Source organism: Amycolatopsis sp. NPDC034160 (assembly GCF_055575355.1).
Genome location: NZ_JBVISU010000010.1, coordinates 160,173 through 177,653 on the forward strand (window position 1 = coordinate 160,173; position 17,481 = coordinate 177,653).

Below are 17,481 nucleotides of genomic sequence, written 5' to 3' on the forward strand. Positions count from 1 at the left end.
GCGTCATCGGTTGGCCCCTGGCGAACGCAGTGCGAGCTGAGCGAGGAGCTCACGGCCCTGTTCGGCCGAACGCGGCTGGCAAAGCACGTCGTAGCGGCCGGCGACCAGCTGGCTCGCCGAGGAGAAGTCGCGGCGGGACATGCTGTAACTGATGGCCGCGAAGACCGTCCACGCCAGAACGCCGAGCACGACCCCGCCGATCATGGGCTGCCAGGCGAAGCCCTGGTTGTTGAACATGCCCAGCAACAGACCGATGATCAGGCCGAACCACGCGCCGGACACCGCGCCGGTGCCGAGCACCCGGCCCCAGCTCAGCCTGCCGAGCACGCGCTCGACGAGCATCAGGTCGACCCCGACGATGGTCACGTCGGTGACGCCGAACTCCTTCTCCGCGAGGAAGTCGACGGCGTGCTGCGCTTCGCCGTATGTCGCGTAGGAGCCGATCGGCCAGCCGGAAGGCGGTGTCGGCAGCCTGGGCAAGCCACCCGCGGCCCGGCCACCTCCGCCAAAGGGAGCACTCACGTAATCACCTCTCGCCCGTCCCGGTCCATCTTCTCAAGGACGGGCGCGAGGCGCGAACCAGCTGCTCGGACGAGAGAAGGCCCCCTCCGGACGGGTGTGACGTCCGAAGGGGGCCGGGCCTTGCTGCCGGAGCTACTGAGCGGCCTTGACCTCCACGGTCATGGCCTTGGCGTCGTCACCGTCGACGCCCTCGCTGCCTTTGGCTTCGGCCTTGATCCGGTCGGCCGCGAGCCCGCCGTCGGTGAGTTCCTTGCGGACCGCGTCGGCCCGCTTCTGCGACAGCTCGGTCGCCTTGGCGGCGTCGGGATAGCCCGCGTGCGTGTCGACCTCGACCTTGACCGCGGGCACCGCGGCGGCGGCTTCGGCGACCTTCTTGAGCGTCGCCTTCGCCTCGTCGGTCAGCTCGGCGCTTTGCGGCGAGAACCGCACCGGCGAAGCCTTGACGACCTCGTCGAGTTTGGCCTGCAGTCCCTGCACGGCCGCGGCGGCCGGCTGGCCGTCCTGCCCGTTCTGGCCGTCACCGTTCTGGCCGTTCTGGCCATCGCCGTTCTGGGCCCCGTCCCCCGGCTGGCCGTTCTGGCCGGACGCCGCGGAACTCGCCACGGACGATGCCGCCGCGGCGTCATTGTCCTTGTTGTCGTCGCCGCATCCGGCGACGGTCAGAATCGCGAAAGCCGCGAGGGCGATTCCACTGATCCTTGTCCGTCGGTTCACTTTCCCTCCTCCGTAAGCACGTTCAGCCGGAACGTACGCCGGACGCGAGGACACCGAAAATCAGTAAAGGCGAAGAACAAGACGGCAAAGACCGGAAAATGTCACCCGGGGTGTCCCGGCTGAGTGTCATCCCGGTTCAAACCCCACGATCAGTTCGTCACCATGGCGCGAATGACACCTTGGGTGAACAAATGCGCTCAAGCACGCTGAACGGACCCCGGGAATCTTGAATGATTCTTCGCCGGTCTGGGTTACCCCAAGCGTGGCCCGAGGAGGCGTACGGGAACGCCACCTGCGCTCGACTGAAGTACATGATGGCCCCCTTCCTTGCGCCTGACGCAAGGAAGGGGGCCATCATGTACTGGGGAAGGGGCTTCCGCGACAGCGACTCGGCTACGCCCCCTTCGCCTATGGAACCGCACTAGCTCCGGCTCTTGTACTCCCGCAGCAGTCCCCGGCTGATGATGGTCTTCTGAATCTCGCTGGTGCCCTCGCCGATGAGCAGGAACGGCGCCTCGCGCATCAGGCGCTCGATCTCGTATTCCTTCGAATAGCCGTAACCACCGTGGATGCGGAACGAGTCCTGGGTGACCTCGGCGCAGTATTCGCTCGCGATCAACTTCGCCATCCCCGCTTCGACGTCGTTGCGCTCGCCGGAGTCCTTGAGCCGGGCGGCGTTGACCATCATCAAATGCGCGGCTTCGACCTTGGTGGCCATCTCCGCGAGTTTGAACGCCACCGCCTGGTGTTCGGCGATCGCCTTGCCGAAGGTCTTGCGCTGCTGGGCGTACTCCACCGCCAGTTCGAACGCGCGGATCGCGATCCCGCAGGCCCGCGCGGCGACGTTCACCCGGCCGACCTCGACACCGTCCATCATGTACGCGAAGCCCTTGCCCGGAGCCTCGCCGAGGACCTTGTCCGCGCCGATCTTGAAGCCGTCGAACACGGCCTCGGTGGTGTCGACGCCCTTGTACCCCATCTTGTCGATCTTGCCGGGGATGGTGAGGCCGGGGGCGACCTCCCCGAAGCCCTCGGGCTTCTCGACCAGGAACGTGGTCAGGTTCTGGTGGGCCTTCTCGGCGCCTTCGTCGGTCTTGACGAGCAGCGCGATCAGGTTGGAGCTGCCGCCGTTGGTCAGCCACATCTTCGAGCCGTCGATGACGTAGCCGTCGTCGGTCTTGCGGGCGCGGGTCTTGATCGCGGCGACGTCGGAACCGAGGTCCGGCTCGGACATCGAGAACGACCCGCGGACCTCACCGGTCGCCATCCGCGGCAGGAAGTGCTGCTTCTGCTCCGGCGTCCCGTGGCGGGAGATCATGTGCGCCACGATGAAGTGCGTGTTGATCACCCCGGACACGCTCATCCAGCCGCGCGCGATCTCCTCGACCACGAGCGCGTAGGTCAGCAGCGATTCGCCGAGGCCGCCGTACTCCTCCGGGATGGTGAGCCCGAACAGGCCCATCTCCTTCATCCCCTCGACGATGTCGGTGGGATAGGTGTCGGAATGCTCGAGTTCCTGCGCGCGCGGGATGACCTCCTTGTCCACGAACTGGCGGACCGTGGCCAGGATTTCGGACTGCACGTCGGTCAAGCCGGCGGTCTGGGCGAGGCGAGCCATCGCTGCTCCCTAAAATTCGCGCGCACCGGGCTCCCGGCGCTGGGTTACCGGTGAGTATGACGCCTGGCCGGGGACCTCGCTATGAGCGCAGTCACGCGTACGCCATCCGTGACCCTGGCACTACCGTGACAGACCGTCGGCTACGTTGTCGCCGCGCTGTGGCTGATCCCGGTCATCCTGTGGTTCGTTTTCGTGGCGCTGGCGATCGGTGCCGCGGGCGTCTCCTGACCCGTTCCCGGATACGGTGGTGTCCCGCACGAACCAGGGGGCCAACCGGATGAGCAGTTCCGACTCGCAGGACACTCCGTCGACGAACGACTCGACGTCGTCCTACACCGACTCGACCACGTTCTCGGACTCGACTTCCGCGCCCGAACCGGTGTCGAGCCCGTCGGCCGCGGAACCACAGCAGTTCCAGCCGCCCGCGCCCTTCGAACCGCCCCCGCCGTTCGAGCCGCCCGCACCGTTCGAGGCCAAGCCCGCCGAAGAAGCGCCGCCCGCTGCTTCGGAGCCGTACCCGCAGACCATCGACCCGCTGACCGCCGAACCGGTCCAGCCAGCCTTCGCGGCTCCGGACATGTCGGCTCCGGTGTACGCGCCTGCGCCTCAGTACGCGCCCATGCCTCAGCCGATGGTCTCTTACCCGCCGTACAACCCGTACGCGGCGTCGATGCCCCGCCGCTCGCAGGACAACGGGATGGCGATCGCCGGGCTGGTGTGCTCGCTCATCGGGATCTGCTCGCTCGTGACCGCGATCGTCGGGCTGATCCTGGGACACATCGGGCTGGCCAAGGCGAACCGCGGCGAAGCGGGCGGGCGTGGCATGGCGCTCGCGGCGGTGATCATCGCCTACGTCGTCATCGCGCTGTACGCGGGCTTCTTCGGCACTTTGATCATCTTGGGCACCAGCGGCCAGCTGGACTGACCTCAGCGGGCCTGGCGGAGAGAGCAAGGGACCTTTGCTATCGACCAACGCTCTGACCTGCGGAAATGGCGCAAGGGACCTTTGCTCTCACTGATGCGGGCCTCCGCAGAGACCCAACGCCCCGAGACCATCCACAAAGGACACTCTATCCGGCAGAAGTGCCCGTTTTGGGTACTTTGAACGATTTCGGGCGGGGGTCGTGAGTGTTGAATAGGGTTCTAACCCTACTTAGCACTCACGACCCTGCCCAGAACCACACATACAGGCATCAACCGGGCACCAAGTCGGCAGAAGGTGTCCCTTGCGGCCGCTCAGGCACGAACAGTCCCGTCGGCCAGTCCCCGACCGACTCGACTGCCCGCGTCCACCTGCGAAAAGGAGCAAGGGACCTTTGCTATCGCCTCAGGGGCGGGGGGCCGCGTCGTCCGGTTCGCGAGGTGCGGGCGCCACCTGACCATTGGCCTCCGAAGCACCCGAAGCCGCAGAAGGCGGCGTCTCCCGCTTCGGCGTGTTCGCGTCGAGGAAGCGCAGCAGCTCCACCGGGAACGGCAGGACCAGTGTCGAGTTCTTTTCCGCCGAGACCTGCACGACCGTCTCCAGCAGGCGCAGTTGCAGCGCCGCCGGGGTGTCGGCCATGGTCGCGGCCGCCTGCGAGAGCTTGTACGACGCCTGCAGTTCCCCGTCGGCCGAGATGACCCGCGCCCGCCGCTCGCGTTCGGCTTCGGCCTGGCGTGACATCGAGCGTTTCATCGACTCCGGCAGCGCGACGTCCTTGATCTCGACCCGGTCGATGTGGATGCCCCAGTCCAGTGCGGGGCTGTCGATCATCAGCTCCAGGCCCTCGTTGAGCCGCTCGCGGTTGGACAGCAGATCATCGAGGTCGCTCTTGCCGATGATGGACCGCAGCGACGTCTGCGCGACCTGCCCGACGGCCGACCGGTAGTCCTGCACGTTCACCGCGGCCAGCACCGGATCGATCACCTTGAAGTACACGACCGCGTCCACCCGCACGGTGACGTTGTCGCGGGTGATGCCGTCCTGCGCGGGGATCGGCATCGTGACGATCTGCATGTTGACCTTCTGCAGTCTGTCCGCGAACGGCACCAGCATCGCGAGCCCCGGCTGCCGGATGTTCGGGCGCACCCGCCCGAACCGGTAGACGAGACCGCGTTCGTACTGTTTCACCACACGAAGGCCGGCCGCGAGCCACGCACCGCCCGCGACGGCGACCGCACTGAGAATCTCCACCACCATGGCTGCTCCCGGGGTTGTTCTCGCTCTTCACGGTACGCCCGGCAGGTCACGGAGGAAACAGGTTGGACAGGCCTGCCAAGGTGAGTCCGTGACCGGTTTCAAGATCCCGCCCAAGTTCCTCGACCGCGCCGCCGAACTCGGCCCAGGAGCCGCCGAATGGCTCGACTCCCTGCCCTTCCTCGCCGAGAAGTACACCCGCAAATGGAAGCTCGGCTACGACGGCGAGGCCATGCACGGTTTCGTCGGTGTCGCCCAGCCCGTCCGCCGGGCCGACGGCAGCCCCGCGATCCTCAAACTCGGCTGGCCGCACGAGGAATCCGACGACGAACCGCTCGCACTGTCCACATGGGCCGGTCAGGGCGCCGTGCTGATGTACGACAACGTTCCTGAAGACGGCGTCCTGCTCCTGGAACGGCTCGACGCCACCCGCTCACTCGAAACGGAGCCGATCCAGGAGGCCGTCGAGACCATCGGCGCGCTCGCACGACGGCTGGCCGTCCCGGCCCCCGAAGCACTGCGGCGATCCCTTCGCGAAGAAGCCGGGGAACTGGCCACCGAACTCCCGGAGACCTGGAGTGAACTCGGCGAACCGTTCGAGCGGAAGTACGTCGACGCGGCGGTGGAGATCTGTGCGAGCCTCGGGCCGGGCGCCGGTGAGCTGATGGTGAACGAGGACCTGCACTTCGAGAACGTCCTGGCGGGCGAACGCGAACCGTGGCTGGTGATCGACCCGAAGCCGCTGTCGGGCGACCTCGAATTCGGCGCGATCTCGATTCTCTGGAACCGGGCGAAAGAGTCCACAATGGACGAAAAGATCCGGTGGTTCGCCGCGGCGGCGGGCCTGGACGCCGAACGCACGCGGGCGTGGACCCTCGTGCGCGCGGTGCAGAACTGGATCTGGCTGCACGAAGATCTCGCCGAGGGCGCTTCGCCCGAGACCATCACTGAAGATCCGGCCTACGCCACCGTCCCCGAAATCGCCGCTTGGGCATTGCGGTGATCACACGAATCGTCTCCCGCGCCGGGAGCGGATAACCTTCGGGCATGGCAGCCGTGAACAGGGTATTCGCAGCTCAGTTGGCCGGTTTGCCGGTTTTCGGACCCGACGGCGAATCGATCGGCAAGGTGCGGGACCTGGTGGCGGGCCTGCGCCTCGATCAGCAACCCCCGCGGATCCTGGGCATCGTGGTCGAGTTGACGACGCGGCGCCGCGTGTTCGTGCCGATGTTGCGGGTGACCTCGATCGAGCCCAGCGCCATCACGCTCGCCACCGGTTCGGTCAACATGCGGCGGTTCCATCAGCGGCCCAACGAGGTCCTCGTGGTCGGGCAGCTGCTCGACGCGTACGCCACGCTCTCCGGCTCCCAAACCCGGGTCACCGTCGTCGACGCCGCCATGGAGCCGACGCGGACCCGAGACTGGGTGCTCGCGAAACTCGCGATCCGCGAACGGTCGAGCAGGCTCGGCCTCGGCAGGCGGCGCGCACCGATGCAGGTACTGCCGTGGGCGGAGGTGTCCGGGCTGGGGCTCACCGACCTGACCGGCCAGACCCAGGGCGCGGCGCAGCTGCTGATGCTGTTCGACACCATGCGCGCGGCGGACGTCGCCGCCACTGTCCGCGATCTGCCGTTGAAACGGCGGCACGAGGTCGCCGACGCGATGGACGACGAGCACCTCGCCGACGTCATCGAGGAACTACCCGAGGACGACCAGAAGGAACTGCTGGCCTACCTCGCCGAGGAACGGGCCGCCGACATCCTCGAAGCGATGGACCCCGACGACGCCGCCGACCTGCTGGCCGAACTGGCGCCCGCCGAACAGAGCCGGTTCCTGGAGCTGATGGAACCCGAGGAGTCCGCGCCGGTGAAACGGCTGCTGGAGTACTCCTCCGACACCGCGGGCGGGTTGATGACGCCCGAGCCGGTGGTGCTGACGCCGGACGCCACGGTCGCGGAGGCGCTCGCGCACATCCGCAACGCGGACCTGCCCGCGGCGCTGGCGAGCATGGTCTTCGTGTGCAGGCCTCCGACGGAGACGCCGACCGGGCGCTTCGTCGGCGTCGTCCACTTCCAGCGACTGCTGCGCGAACCGCCGGCGGAGATGGTGGCGAGCGCCGTCGACATCCAGTTGCCCGCGTTGCGACCGAAGGCCACATTGTCCGAGGTCACCCGCTACTTCGCCGCCTACAACCTCACCTGCGGCCCGGTGGTGGACGCCGAGGGGCATCTGCTCGGCGCGGTGACCGTCGACGACGTGCTCGATCACCTGCTCCCGGAGGACTGGCGCGAGACCGGGTTGCACGACATCACCGGCGAGACCATCGAAGAGAGCGAGGAGGCCGAACGTGCCTGAACTGACGTCCGGGCGACGGCTGGACCAGCCCCGCGGCCAAGGCCGGTTCAGGCTGAACATGGACCCGGACACTTTCGGCAGGCTCACCGAACGCGTCGCGCGGTTCCTCGGCACCGGCAAATACCTGTTCTGGCAGACACTGACCGTCATCGTCTGGATCGTGCTGAACATGGCGGCGGTGTCGCTGCGCTGGGACCCGTACCCGTTCATCCTGCTGAACCTGGCGTTCTCGACACAGGCCGCCTACGCCGCGCCGCTCATCCTGCTGGCGCAGAACCGGCAGGACGACCGCGACCGCGTCTCGCTGGAAGAAGACCGGAACCGGGCCGAGCAGACCAAGGCGGACACCGAATACCTCGCGCGGGAGCTGGCGTCGCTGCGGATCGCGCTCGGCGAGGTCGCCACCCGCGACTTCCTGCGCGGCGAACTCGACCGCCTCCGGGAGGATCTCGACGCCAAGCCGCGCAAGGCCAAACCCGACCGTGCCGCTACCGGTACGTAACATGGACGTGTGACCAGTACGCAGCAACTCCCCAGCGTCGACGATGTCCGCACCGCGCTGAAGGCCGTGTACGACCCGGAGATCAAGAAACCGATCACCGACCTCGGCATGGTCAAGGGCGTGGAGGTGGGCGCGGACGGTGTGGTCACCGTCGGGATCTACCTGACGGTCGCCGGCTGCCCGTTGAAGGCGACGCTAACCAAGGACACGACCGACGCCGTCGCGAAGCTCCCTGGCGTCAACGACGTCAAGGTCGAGCTCGACGTGATGAACGACGAGCAACGTACGGAACTGCGAAAATCGCTGCGTGGCGACGCCACGGAACCGGTGATCCCGTTCGCGCAACCGGGTTCGATGACGCGGGTCTACTGCGTCGCGTCCGGCAAGGGCGGCGTCGGCAAGTCTTCGGTGACGGTGAACCTCGCGGCGGCGATGGCCGAACGCGGGCTTTCCGTCGGCGTGGTCGACGCGGACATCTACGGCCACTCGGTGCCGCGGATGCTCGGTGCGCGGGAGAAGCCGACCAAGGTCGACACCATGATCATGCCGCCGCAGGCGCACGGCGTGAAGGTCATCTCGATCGGCATGTTCACCCCGGGCAACACCCCCGTCGTGTGGCGCGGGCCGATGTTGCACCGCGCGCTGCAGCAGTTCCTCGCCGACGTGTTCTGGGGTGACCTGGACATCCTGCTGCTGGACCTGCCGCCGGGCACCGGCGACATCGCGATCTCGGTGGCGCAGCTGATCCCGAACGCGGAGATCCTGGTCGTCACCACCCCGCAGCAGGCGGCCGCCGAGGTGGCCGAACGCGCGGGCGCGATCGCGTTGCAGACGCGGCAGCGGATCGCGGGCGTCATCGAGAACATGTCGTGGCTCGAAACGCCCGACGGCGGGCGGATGGAGCTCTTCGGGTCCGGTGGCGGGCAGTCCGTCGCCGACTCGCTGTCGAAGTCGGTCGGCTCGCCCGTGCCGCTGCTCGGCCAGGTGCCGATGGACCCGCGCGTGGTGACCCACGGCGACGCGGGGACGCCGATCGTGCTGGCGGAGCCGGACGCGCCGGCGTCGCTCGTGCTCAAGGAGACGGCTAAGAAGCTCACCGTCCGGGCACGCGGGCTGGCCGGGATGATGCTGAACGTCACGCCCGCGGGCCGCTGACCTGCGGTTTACTGCCTCGTGAGTGGTAATGACGGTTCTAACCGTCATTACCACTCACGAGGCTTTCAACAGGGTCAGGTCGCGTCGGGGTCGACCGGCGGACGTTCGCCCGGCTTCAGCGGCTCGGGTGCCGTGGTGGTCGCCGGGTAGCCGTTGGGCTTGGCGACCCCGTTCGCGCCATTGGTGCCGTTGACGTCCTTGAGCCCCAACGGATCCGGGTCACCGTCGAACAGGTGCTGGGTGACGACCCGCTTCGGGTCGAAGTTCCGCAGGCCGCGCAGATCCTCCAGCGGCTTGCGCAACTGGTCGAACTCCGGGCCCATCTCCTCGCGCAGTTGCGTCTTGGCCCCGGTCGCGAAATCACGGACCTTGCGGACGCTCTTCGCCAGCCACGCCGCCGCTTCGGGCAGCCGCTCCGGGCCGAGGATGAAAAGACCCGCGACGATGATGATGAGGATTTCGCCCCAGCCGACACTCTCGAACACCTGTGTGAACCTCCGCCTCGGCGTCTTCCCCGTTCAGGGTACCCGGCTGGACCGGCTAGTCCGAGGCCAGTTTCACGTCCACCACGAGTGACGACCCATCCCGGACAAGCCGGACAGGGACCACTTCGCCGACATCGCGCGCGCGGACCGCGACGAGCAGTTCCGCCGAGTCGCGGACGAGCCGCCCGCCGACCTCGGTGATGACGTCGCCTTCCTTGATCCCGGCCGCCGCGGCGGGGCCGCCGGGGGCGACGTTGCGGACCTGGGCGCCCATGGTGTTAGACCCCGCGACGGTCGACGAAGCGTTGATGCCGATGTCGGGGTGGACGACCTTTCCGTCCCTGATCAATGTTTTCGCGATCTTCACCGCGTAGTCGCTCGGGATCGCGAAGCCGATGCCGATGCTGCCGCCCTCGGCGCTGGACGAACGGATCGCCGAGTTGATCCCGACCAGCGCACCGGTCGCGTCGACGAGGGCGCCGCCCGAGTTGCCGTGGTTGATCGCGGCGTCGGTCTGGATCGCCTCGTAGATCACCGGCGCGCTGCCGCCGTCGCCGCCCGCGGTCACCGGGCGGTTGAGCGCGCTCACGATGCCGGCGGTGACCGAGTTCTGCAGCGCCAGGGGCGAACCGACGGCGATCACCGAATCGCCGACGGCCAGCTCGGACGACTTCCCGACCTGCAGTGCCGTCAGATTATCGACGTTGACCTTGACCACGGCCAGGTCGGTCTTCGGGTCGGAGCCGACGACCTTCGCCTCGACGCGTTTGCCGTCGACGAAGACGGCGGTGATCTTGGTGGCCGAGTCGGCTGTCGCCGCGGAGATGACGTGTTCGTTCGTGAGCACGTAGCCCTGGGTGTCGATGACGACGCCGGAGCCCTGCTGACCGGCGTCGGCGCCGGGTTTGAAGACCTCGAGCGAGACCACCGCGGGCGCCACCCGGTGGGCGATGTCCGCGATCGAGCCCGCGGGACGCTCCTTGGCGGCGTCGGCCTCGGAAATACTGGCCTCACCGGTCAATTCGGTACCGGTGTCGGCGAACCACCAGCCGATCAGCCCGCCGGCGGCGCCGATGACCAGCGCGACGGCCGCGAGCATCGCCAGCGCCTTCGTCTGCACACGCCGCCCGAAGAGGACCTCCGGCAGGCTCAACAGTGCGCCTTGCGGGCGCTTCGCGTCCTTCTCCTCCGAGTCCGCCTGCACGGCGGGACCGGCGAGTACCGCCCCCGAGGTGGGGTCACGCCACGGATCCGACGTAGTGGCCCAAAGCGGGTCTTCAGCGCCGCTTCCGGACGGTTCGGAGCCGTTGCTCCCGTGCGGCCGCTCCAGCACGACACCTTCGGCACCCGGTGGGCGCCGGAAGGCCTCGGCGAGCGATTCCGGGGTGGGCGGCGCCAGGTTCAGGCCTGGCGTGGCCTGCCCGTTCGTACCGGGCTGGTACAGCTTGTCGAAGGCGCCATCGACGCCGTGCGGCCTGCCGAACGTGGCCGCCTGCACCGGATCGACGGCGGGCCGGGCCAGCGGGCGCGGCGCCAGCCGATCCCCCGCCGGGTCACCAGGCTGCTGCGGATTCGCGTTCGGCTGCTCGGTCATCATTCCCCGGGGCTGAGATCAGGTTGGCCGGACGCGAGAGTACGCCAAGCCTCGCCCTTGATTCTGCCGTGACCACGGTGAAGTGCGCGTTGATTCCCCGCATCGGCCAAAAAATGTGACACTTGCGGCAACCATGTCTCACCTCTGGCAGTCTAACGGTCATGTCGGAGAACCCGGGGGCTCCTTTTCCGCCCCACAACGTCGCTCACCCGCAACAGCAATGGCCGCCGCAGCAGCAGTGGCCACAGCAGCAGGGCCGGCCGCAGCAGCCGCCCAAGAAGAAGGGCTTGTCCACCAAGGTGAAGGTGCTGCTGCTCGTCGCCGCGCTGGTCGTGGTCGGCGGCGGGATCGGCTTGATCTTCGTGATGAAGGCGGCCGCCGGGCCGGAGAAGCAGGCCACCAAACTGGAGGTCGGCGACTGTGTCCAGCTGACCGGCGCCGGGAAAGAGGCCGATGCGGCGAAGGCCGCCTGCGACAACCCGCAGACGCCGTACGTCGTGAGCGTGAAGGGCACGGTCAAGGGCGATTGCCCGAAGGGCTTCTATAGCTACTCGGTACCGACCCCGCTGCGCGGTGAAGGCGTCGGCCTCTGCCTGGGAATCAACGCCCAGGTCGGACTGTGTTTCGACGACATCGAGACCAAGACCCCGCCGCCGCTGGTGAACTGCTCGGGAGCGCGGCTGAAGATCAGCGAGGTGTTCGACAAGGCAAGCTTCGTGGACAGCCCGTGCAAAGAGGGCACAGTAGACGTGATCTCGTACACGTCGTACGGCGCGACACAGAAGTTCAAGAACGCGACGATCTGCTTCGTCAAGCCCTGACGAAGCAGATCAGCGGGCCGACACCGGCACGGGCGCCGTCGACGTGCTCGGGCTCGGCGCGGGGCTGCGCGGCGGTTCGGAGTGGCCGCCGCCCAGCTGCGCGGGCAGCAGACCGGCGTTGACGCCCTGCGGGGGCGTGAAGGAGGGACCCGGCTGGTCTTCGGTGCCGTCACCCGACGTCGCGACCAGGGCCAGGGCGCTCAGCACCAGACCCGAGACGACGACTCCGGCGCCCTGCGCGTACTTGCGCCGGGCGAGGCCGAACCGCCCGCCGCCGAGGACGTTCGGCGACTGACCCAGCGGTGCCGATGATCCCAACGGCGCCGCACCACCCAATACGCCGGTGTCGCGCAGGCCGGCGACCCTGTCGGGCCGCTGAATGGCCACCAGCTGACCGTCCGCGGTCATCGCCAGATTGTCCGGCGCGCTGGGAAGTTCGGTGTTCTGCGGGATGGAGCACAAGCTCGCCAGGAAACCCGCCGACATCGACGGTGCGCCCGCCTGCCGCACGGCGGCGACGGCCTGCCGCTGTGCCGCCACCTCGGCCGCGCAGGACTGACAGCGAGCGATGTGCGCCGACGCCCTGTCTTGGGCGCCGAGGGACAGCTCGCCGTCGACGAAGGCGACGATGGCGTCCGGAAGCAGATGCGACTCGGGGAGCCCCCAACCTCGCGGTGCGGTCATACCCCCACCTTCGCAGACTCCGGCGCCGCGGCGCGACGACGCTCCAAAGAAGCGCGCAGCGCCTGGCGGCCACGGTGAATCCGGCTGCGCACGGTGCCGAGCTTGACACCGAGGGTGGCGCCGATCTCCTCGTACGAGAGGCCTTCGACGTCGCACAGCACGACCGCGGCACGGAACTCGGGCGGCAACTCGTCGAGCGCGGCCTGCAGGTCCGGGTCGAGGTGCGTGTCCGAGTAGACCTGCTCGGGGCTCGGGTCGTCACCGACGATGCGGTCGGTGTCCTCGGGGAGGCCTTCCATCCGCACGCGCGAGCGGCGGCGGGCCATGTCGAGAAAGAGGTTAGTGGTGATGCGGTGCAGCCAGCCTTCGAACGTGCCGGGCTTGTAGGAGGCGAGGGAGCGGAAGACCCGGATGAAGGTCTCCTGCGTCAGGTCCTCGGCGTCGTGGGCGTTACCGGTCAGGCGGTACGCCAGCCGGTACACGCGGTCGGCGTGCTCACGCACGACCTCGTCCCATGACGGCGGCGTCCATGCGGCCTCGTCCACGGTCACCGGTGTGACCTGGTCCGCGTGCTGGTCCTGCATCGTTTCCTGCATCGGGGAAGTAGGCACCTCCATCAGCGTCTCTCCCAACTACTCCACCCAACGCGGGCGATGTGCACGGTGTTCCCGTTGTCGAGGACCAGTCTGTCCGGCCTGCTTATGTTTCTAGTGAGACTGGACTGAGAGGAGGCTGAGAACTCGGTACCAGGGAGTCTTCGCTCTTTTGTCGATAAGCAGCGCTAACCTCCGCGTGTGAATTCCGGGACGCATGCGGGCTCGCCTGCCGAGACCGCCGACGCCGGCCTCATCGTCGACGGGTACCACCCCGACGACGAGGTATTGGCCACCGCGCGGGCGCGGTCGGCCGATCTGGGGTGCGGTCCGCTGAGCGCGGGCGCCGGCGCGACCTTGCGTTTCCTCGCCACGACGCTGCGCGCGAAAGCCGTCGTCGAGGTCGGGACCGGGGCAGGGGTGAGCGGGTTATGCCTGCTCAGGGGCATGGTCGAGGACGGGATCCTGACCTCGATCGACATCGAACCGGAGTACCACCGGGCGGCGAGGGCGGCGTTTCGTGAGGCGGGCTACCCGCCGGGGCGGACCCGGCTGATCATGGGCCGCGCGCTCGACGTCCTCCCCCGGCTCACCCCCGGCGGCTACGACCTGGTGTTCGTCGACTCGGCGCCCATCGAGTACCCGAGTTGCTACGAGAAGGCCGTCGCGCTGCTTCGGCCCGGCGGGATACTGGCGTTCCACAACGTCTCGGGCACCAGGGTGACGGATCCCTCACGGCGCGATCCGGACACGCTGGCGCTGCGCGAGGTCGCGCGCGCCTTCCGGGAGGACGAGCGGCTGGTTCCGGCGCTGCTGCCGGTCGGCGGCGGGCTGCTGGTCGCCGCGATCGCGTAGCAAGGTTTCGCGAGGGGGTCGTGAGTGATTTGGGTCGTTCCAACCAGGGGTAAGGCAAAGGTGCCGTGGTTGGGAGGGCTTGTGAGACGCTGGGCATCAGGCTTCGGCACTGGGCAGTGGCGTCCCGAAGGTGTCGGGCGCCGCCTTCGCGAGAACGCGCACCGTATAGGTGGCCGACCACGACACCTGCGCCTCGTCCCTCACTAACCCTCATCGGGAGAGGTATGGCCAAGGTGGCATGCCCTGGGGTCAGGCTTGGCGTTGCGAAAGCGGCTTTCGCCACACCTCCTTGGGGCTGGGGAGCCTGGTCACCCCCGGGTGGTGTGAACAGGCAATCGGGAGGCGGGCATGTCCCCATTGCGGCAGTGGAGACGATCAGCGTCCCCAATGCCACATTGGGGACATCAGGCCGCAGCACGAGCCGACGTCGCTTGCGACACGCCATGTTTGTCTTTCTTCTCAATAACCTTCATTACCACTCACGACTTCCCCCAGAACCGTTCTACCTCGGCTTCGCAGCCACCCTGACCTTGAGGGCAGGGAAGGAGGCCTTCACGGACTTGGGGACCACCGCGACCACGGCGGCCACCGCGAGGGCCAACCAGCAGGCGGTGAGCGCGATCAGCCAGGTCCAGCCCGCGTGCCCGTAGACGCTCGCCCCGGCGGCTCCGCCGACGCTGCTGCCGAGGTAGTACGAAAGGGTGTAGAGCCCGCCCACCTGGCCGCGAGCGTTCTCGGGCGCCTCCGCGGCGGCCCAGCCGTTGGCGACGGCGTGCGCGGCGAAGAAGGCACCGGTCAGCACGACGAACCCGGCGATGACGAGCGGCAGCGAATCGGGCAGCGTCAACGCCGCTCCGGCGATCGTGAGCAGCAAAGCGCCAACGAGCGACCGGCGACGTCCGAAGCGGTCGACGAGCTTGCCCGCGGTCGCCGACGAGACCGAGCCCATCGCGTAGGCGAGGAAGACCAGCGACGCGATTGCGGGCGAGAGGTCCAGCGGCTCGCCGGTCAGCCGGAATCCGGCGGCGTTGTAGAGCGCGACGAACGAGCCCATCGCCAAGAGCGCGACGGCGTACTGGACCAGGAGGACCGGCTTTCGGACGGCTGCTCCGAGCCCCGCGAGGACCGCTCGGCCCTGCTCGCGTAGTACTTCTGACCTGCGACGATCCGCGAGAGTGAGAGCAAAGGTCCCTTGCTCCCCCCGCGGCAGGGCGAGCACCGTGACCACCGTGCAGACCAGCCCGATCGCCGCGACGACGATCAGCGCGCCGTGGTAGCCGAAGGGACCGGCGGTGAACCCCGCCGCGAGCCTGCCGACCATCCCGCCGACGGTGTTCCCGGCGATCATCGCGCCCACCGCCGCCGCGAGCCCGGCCTTGCCGAGCCGCTCCGCGAGGTAGGCCGCGGCGACTCCGGGGAAGCCCGCGATGGCGACTCCTTGGAGCGCCCGCAGCACGAGTAGTGCCGGATAGCTGGGCGCCAGCGGCAGCAGAAAACCGAACACGACGGAAGCGACCACCGAAGCGATGATCACCGGACGCCGTCCCACCACCTCGGAAAGCGCCGCGATGGGCAATACGGCGATCGCGAGCGCGCCGGTCGCGACACTCACCGCGAGCGAAGCGCCGCCGGGATCGAGGTGGTACTGCTCGGCCAGTTGCGGCAGCACCGGCTGCGGCGCGTAGAGCAGGGCGAACGAGGAGATCCCCGCCGCGGCGACGGCGATCGTCACGCGACGTGTGGTTCCGGTGGCAGGCACGTCCTCGAAGCTAAGCCCGGCTAACCAATACGTCTAATACGTTCACCTGCCACAATCCATACCATGCTGAATGAAAGGATGACCGCCCAGCTAGCTCCCCAGCTCGCGCTCCTCACCGCGCTCCGCCGTACGACGAACGTCACACGCGCGGCCGAACTCCTCGGCGTCCCGCAGCCCACGGTGAGCCGCCGGATCTCGGCGCTCGGCGACGCGCTCGGCGCCCCGCTGACCGTCCCCGACGGCCGCGGCATCCGGCTCACCCGGGCCGCGGAACTGCTGGCCGACGCCGCCGAACGCGCCCTCGCCGCCGTCGACACCGGAGTCCGCCAAGCCCGGGAAGAGGTCGACCCCGAATCCGGTCACATCGTCCTCGGCTTCCTGCACCTGCTCGGCCGGTCGCTGGTCCCCACGCTGCTCCGCGGCTACCGCGCGGACCACCCCCACGTGCGCTTCACGCTGGTCCAAGGCTCTCGGCAGGACATGGTCGACAGGCTGACCAGCGGCGAACTCGACCTCGCGCTGCTCGCGCCCGCCCCCGTCGACGACCCGCTCCTCGACACCGCCGTACTCGCCGAGCAGGAGATCTTCCTTTCCGTGCCGACCTCGCACCGCCTCGCCGGCCAGCCGAGCGCCGCCATCGAAGACCTCAAGGACGAGGAATTCGTCCTCCTCGAGACCGGCTACGGCCTTCGCACGATCACCGACGACCTGTGCGCCGCGGCCGGCTTCGAACCGAAGATCGCCTTCGAAGGGCAGGAGTCCGACACCGTGCGCGGACTGGTCGCGGCCGGGCTCGGGGTGGCACTGCTCCCCCGCTTCGAACCCGGCAGCCCGGCGGGCGTCGCCGAAGTCCCGCTGGTGCCACCGGTCGGGCGGACCATCGGGCTGGCGTGGCGCAAGGACGTCGTCCTGCCACCGGCGGTCGCGCGGTTCCGGGAGCGGGTCCGCGCCCAACCCCGATGACGATCGTCAGGGTCGGTCGCTGCCGTTCGTCCACTCCGGCGAGGAAGTCACTTCGCTAACTTCGGGTGAATGTACGACGACATCGTGGAGTTGGCGGGTGAGAGCCCCAGCTGGCTGCAGGCATCAGGTGTCCTGTTCACCGACGCGGGCCTGCTGATCTTGGCCGCCTTGATGGTCTGGGCCTTCTGGCGGGCGCGTACCTCGCCCACCCGGCTCGCGGTGTCGCTGCTGGTTCCCGCCGCGACGGTGCTCGCCTATCTGCTCAGCGAAATGTCGAAGAGCGTGATCCGCGAGGACCGGCCGTGCCGGGGCCTCGTGACCCTCGTCGACTGCCCACCGGCCACCGACTGGTCGTTCCCCAGCAACCACTCCACGATCGCCGCGGCCGCCGCCGTCGGACTGGCACTGACCTGGCGGCGCCTCGCGCCGTGGGTACTCTCGGGCGCTCTGCTGATGGGCTTCAGCCGGGTGTTCGTGGGCGCGCACTATCCGCACGACGTCCTCGCCGGGTTCGCGCTCGGCGCGGTGACGGCGTGGCTCGTGATCCGTTTCCTGACCGGCCCCGCGACCCGGCTCGCCCGGCGCCTGACCGCGCACGCGGGTGACGCCCCGACCCAGCCCATGCCGCGGCTGCCGATGCGGGGCGATAGCAAAGGTCCCTTGCTCCCGCCCCGCACGTAACAGC

18 protein-coding genes are annotated in these 17,481 nt (G+C 68.5%); 9 read left to right on the plus strand and 9 right to left on the minus strand.

Going from position 1 to position 17,481, the window contains the following annotated elements; all coding sequences use genetic code 11:
- Positions 1-3 precede the first annotated feature (3 nt).
- The 3 genes from ACZ54P_RS21245 to ACZ54P_RS21255 all read right to left on the minus strand — a co-directional run bounded on the left by ACZ54P_RS21245 (position 4) and on the right by ACZ54P_RS21255 (position 2,854).
- Positions 4-522 (minus strand): YflT domain-containing protein, encoded by a 519-nt coding sequence (locus tag ACZ54P_RS21245; RefSeq protein ID WP_465463277.1) that lies wholly within the window; start codon positions 520-522, stop codon positions 4-6.
- A 132-nt stretch (positions 523-654) separates the two neighbouring features.
- Positions 655-1,236, minus strand: coding sequence for an OmpA family protein (locus tag ACZ54P_RS21250; protein ID WP_465463278.1), 582 nt, complete (start codon positions 1,234-1,236; stop codon positions 655-657).
- Positions 1,237-1,657: 421 nt separating this feature from the next.
- Complete coding sequence (locus ACZ54P_RS21255; protein ID WP_410605431.1) at positions 1,658-2,854, minus strand: acyl-CoA dehydrogenase family protein; 1,197 nt, start codon at positions 2,852-2,854, stop codon at positions 1,658-1,660.
- A gap of 277 nt (positions 2,855-3,131) precedes the next feature.
- Between ACZ54P_RS21255 and ACZ54P_RS21260 the strand changes: the two genes are divergently transcribed.
- Positions 3,132-3,779: a DUF4190 domain-containing protein gene (locus ACZ54P_RS21260; RefSeq protein WP_465463279.1), complete on the plus strand. Its 648-nt coding sequence runs from the start codon at positions 3,132-3,134 to the stop codon at positions 3,777-3,779.
- A gap of 402 nt (positions 3,780-4,181) precedes the next feature.
- Here the strand turns inward: ACZ54P_RS21260 and ACZ54P_RS21265 are convergent, their stop codons facing one another.
- The gene (locus tag ACZ54P_RS21265; RefSeq protein ID WP_465463280.1) at positions 4,182-5,033 is read right to left on the minus strand and encodes a slipin family protein; all 852 of its coding nucleotides are present in this window, start codon (positions 5,031-5,033) and stop codon (positions 4,182-4,184) included.
- An 88-nt stretch (positions 5,034-5,121) separates the two neighbouring features.
- On the opposite strand from ACZ54P_RS21265, the gene ACZ54P_RS21270 reads away from it, so the two are divergent.
- Genes ACZ54P_RS21270 through ACZ54P_RS21285 form a run of 4 tightly spaced genes read left to right on the plus strand, consistent with a single transcriptional unit; the run spans position 5,122 to position 9,042 of the window.
- Positions 5,122-6,033: an aminoglycoside phosphotransferase family protein gene (locus ACZ54P_RS21270; RefSeq protein WP_465463281.1), complete on the plus strand. Its 912-nt coding sequence runs from the start codon at positions 5,122-5,124 to the stop codon at positions 6,031-6,033.
- Positions 6,034-6,077: 44 nt separating this feature from the next.
- Complete coding sequence (locus ACZ54P_RS21275) at positions 6,078-7,385, plus strand: magnesium transporter MgtE N-terminal domain-containing protein (RefSeq protein ID WP_465463282.1); 1,308 nt, start codon at positions 6,078-6,080, stop codon at positions 7,383-7,385.
- Positions 7,378-7,887 (plus strand): DUF1003 domain-containing protein, encoded by a 510-nt coding sequence (locus tag ACZ54P_RS21280; protein WP_465463283.1) that lies wholly within the window; start codon positions 7,378-7,380, stop codon positions 7,885-7,887. The genes ACZ54P_RS21275 and ACZ54P_RS21280 overlap by 8 nt, the downstream gene beginning before the upstream one ends.
- 9 nt (positions 7,888-7,896) lie before the next feature.
- On the plus strand, positions 7,897-9,042 hold the full coding sequence (locus tag ACZ54P_RS21285; protein WP_465463284.1) for an Mrp/NBP35 family ATP-binding protein: 1,146 nt from the start codon (positions 7,897-7,899) through the stop codon (positions 9,040-9,042).
- 74 nt (positions 9,043-9,116) lie between these two features.
- Here the strand turns inward: ACZ54P_RS21285 and tatB are convergent, their stop codons facing one another.
- Both tatB and ACZ54P_RS21295 read right to left on the minus strand, forming a co-directional pair.
- On the minus strand, positions 9,117-9,527 hold the full coding sequence (gene tatB / locus ACZ54P_RS21290; RefSeq protein WP_465463285.1) for a Sec-independent protein translocase protein TatB: 411 nt from the start codon (positions 9,525-9,527) through the stop codon (positions 9,117-9,119).
- 55 nt (positions 9,528-9,582) lie between these two features.
- On the minus strand, positions 9,583-11,121 hold the full coding sequence (locus ACZ54P_RS21295; RefSeq protein ID WP_465463286.1) for a S1C family serine protease: 1,539 nt from the start codon (positions 11,119-11,121) through the stop codon (positions 9,583-9,585).
- 161 nt (positions 11,122-11,282) lie between these two features.
- Here ACZ54P_RS21295 and ACZ54P_RS21300 point away from each other — a divergent pair, with 161 nt between their 5' ends.
- Complete coding sequence (locus tag ACZ54P_RS21300; RefSeq protein ID WP_465463287.1) at positions 11,283-11,942, plus strand: LppU/SCO3897 family protein; 660 nt, start codon at positions 11,283-11,285, stop codon at positions 11,940-11,942.
- A gap of 9 nt (positions 11,943-11,951) precedes the next feature.
- Here ACZ54P_RS21300 and ACZ54P_RS21305 read toward each other — a convergent pair whose 3' ends face one another.
- Positions 11,952-12,626: a zf-HC2 domain-containing protein gene (locus ACZ54P_RS21305; RefSeq protein ID WP_465463288.1), complete on the minus strand. Its 675-nt coding sequence runs from the start codon at positions 12,624-12,626 to the stop codon at positions 11,952-11,954.
- Complete coding sequence (gene sigE, locus ACZ54P_RS21310; protein ID WP_465463399.1) at positions 12,623-13,243, minus strand: RNA polymerase sigma factor SigE; 621 nt, start codon at positions 13,241-13,243, stop codon at positions 12,623-12,625. The genes ACZ54P_RS21305 and sigE overlap by 4 nt, the downstream gene beginning before the upstream one ends.
- A 177-nt stretch (positions 13,244-13,420) precedes the next feature.
- On the opposite strand from sigE, the gene ACZ54P_RS21315 reads away from it, so the two are divergent.
- Positions 13,421-14,074, plus strand: a complete 654-nt coding sequence (locus ACZ54P_RS21315) for an O-methyltransferase (RefSeq protein ID WP_465463289.1) — start codon at positions 13,421-13,423, stop codon at positions 14,072-14,074.
- A 502-nt stretch (positions 14,075-14,576) separates the two neighbouring features.
- On the opposite strand, the gene ACZ54P_RS21320 is transcribed toward ACZ54P_RS21315, so the two are convergent.
- Complete coding sequence (locus ACZ54P_RS21320; protein ID WP_465463400.1) at positions 14,577-15,806, minus strand: MFS transporter; 1,230 nt, start codon at positions 15,804-15,806, stop codon at positions 14,577-14,579.
- Between the two features lie 105 nt (positions 15,807-15,911).
- Between ACZ54P_RS21320 and ACZ54P_RS21325 the strand changes: the two genes are divergently transcribed.
- A complete protein-coding gene (locus ACZ54P_RS21325) occupies positions 15,912-16,796 on the plus strand; it encodes a LysR family transcriptional regulator (protein WP_465463401.1) in 885 nt (294 codons plus the stop codon).
- A gap of 69 nt (positions 16,797-16,865) precedes the next feature.
- Complete coding sequence (locus tag ACZ54P_RS21330) at positions 16,866-17,477, plus strand: phosphatase PAP2 family protein (protein ID WP_465463290.1); 612 nt, start codon at positions 16,866-16,868, stop codon at positions 17,475-17,477.
- The last annotated feature ends 4 nt before the right edge of the window (positions 17,478-17,481 follow it).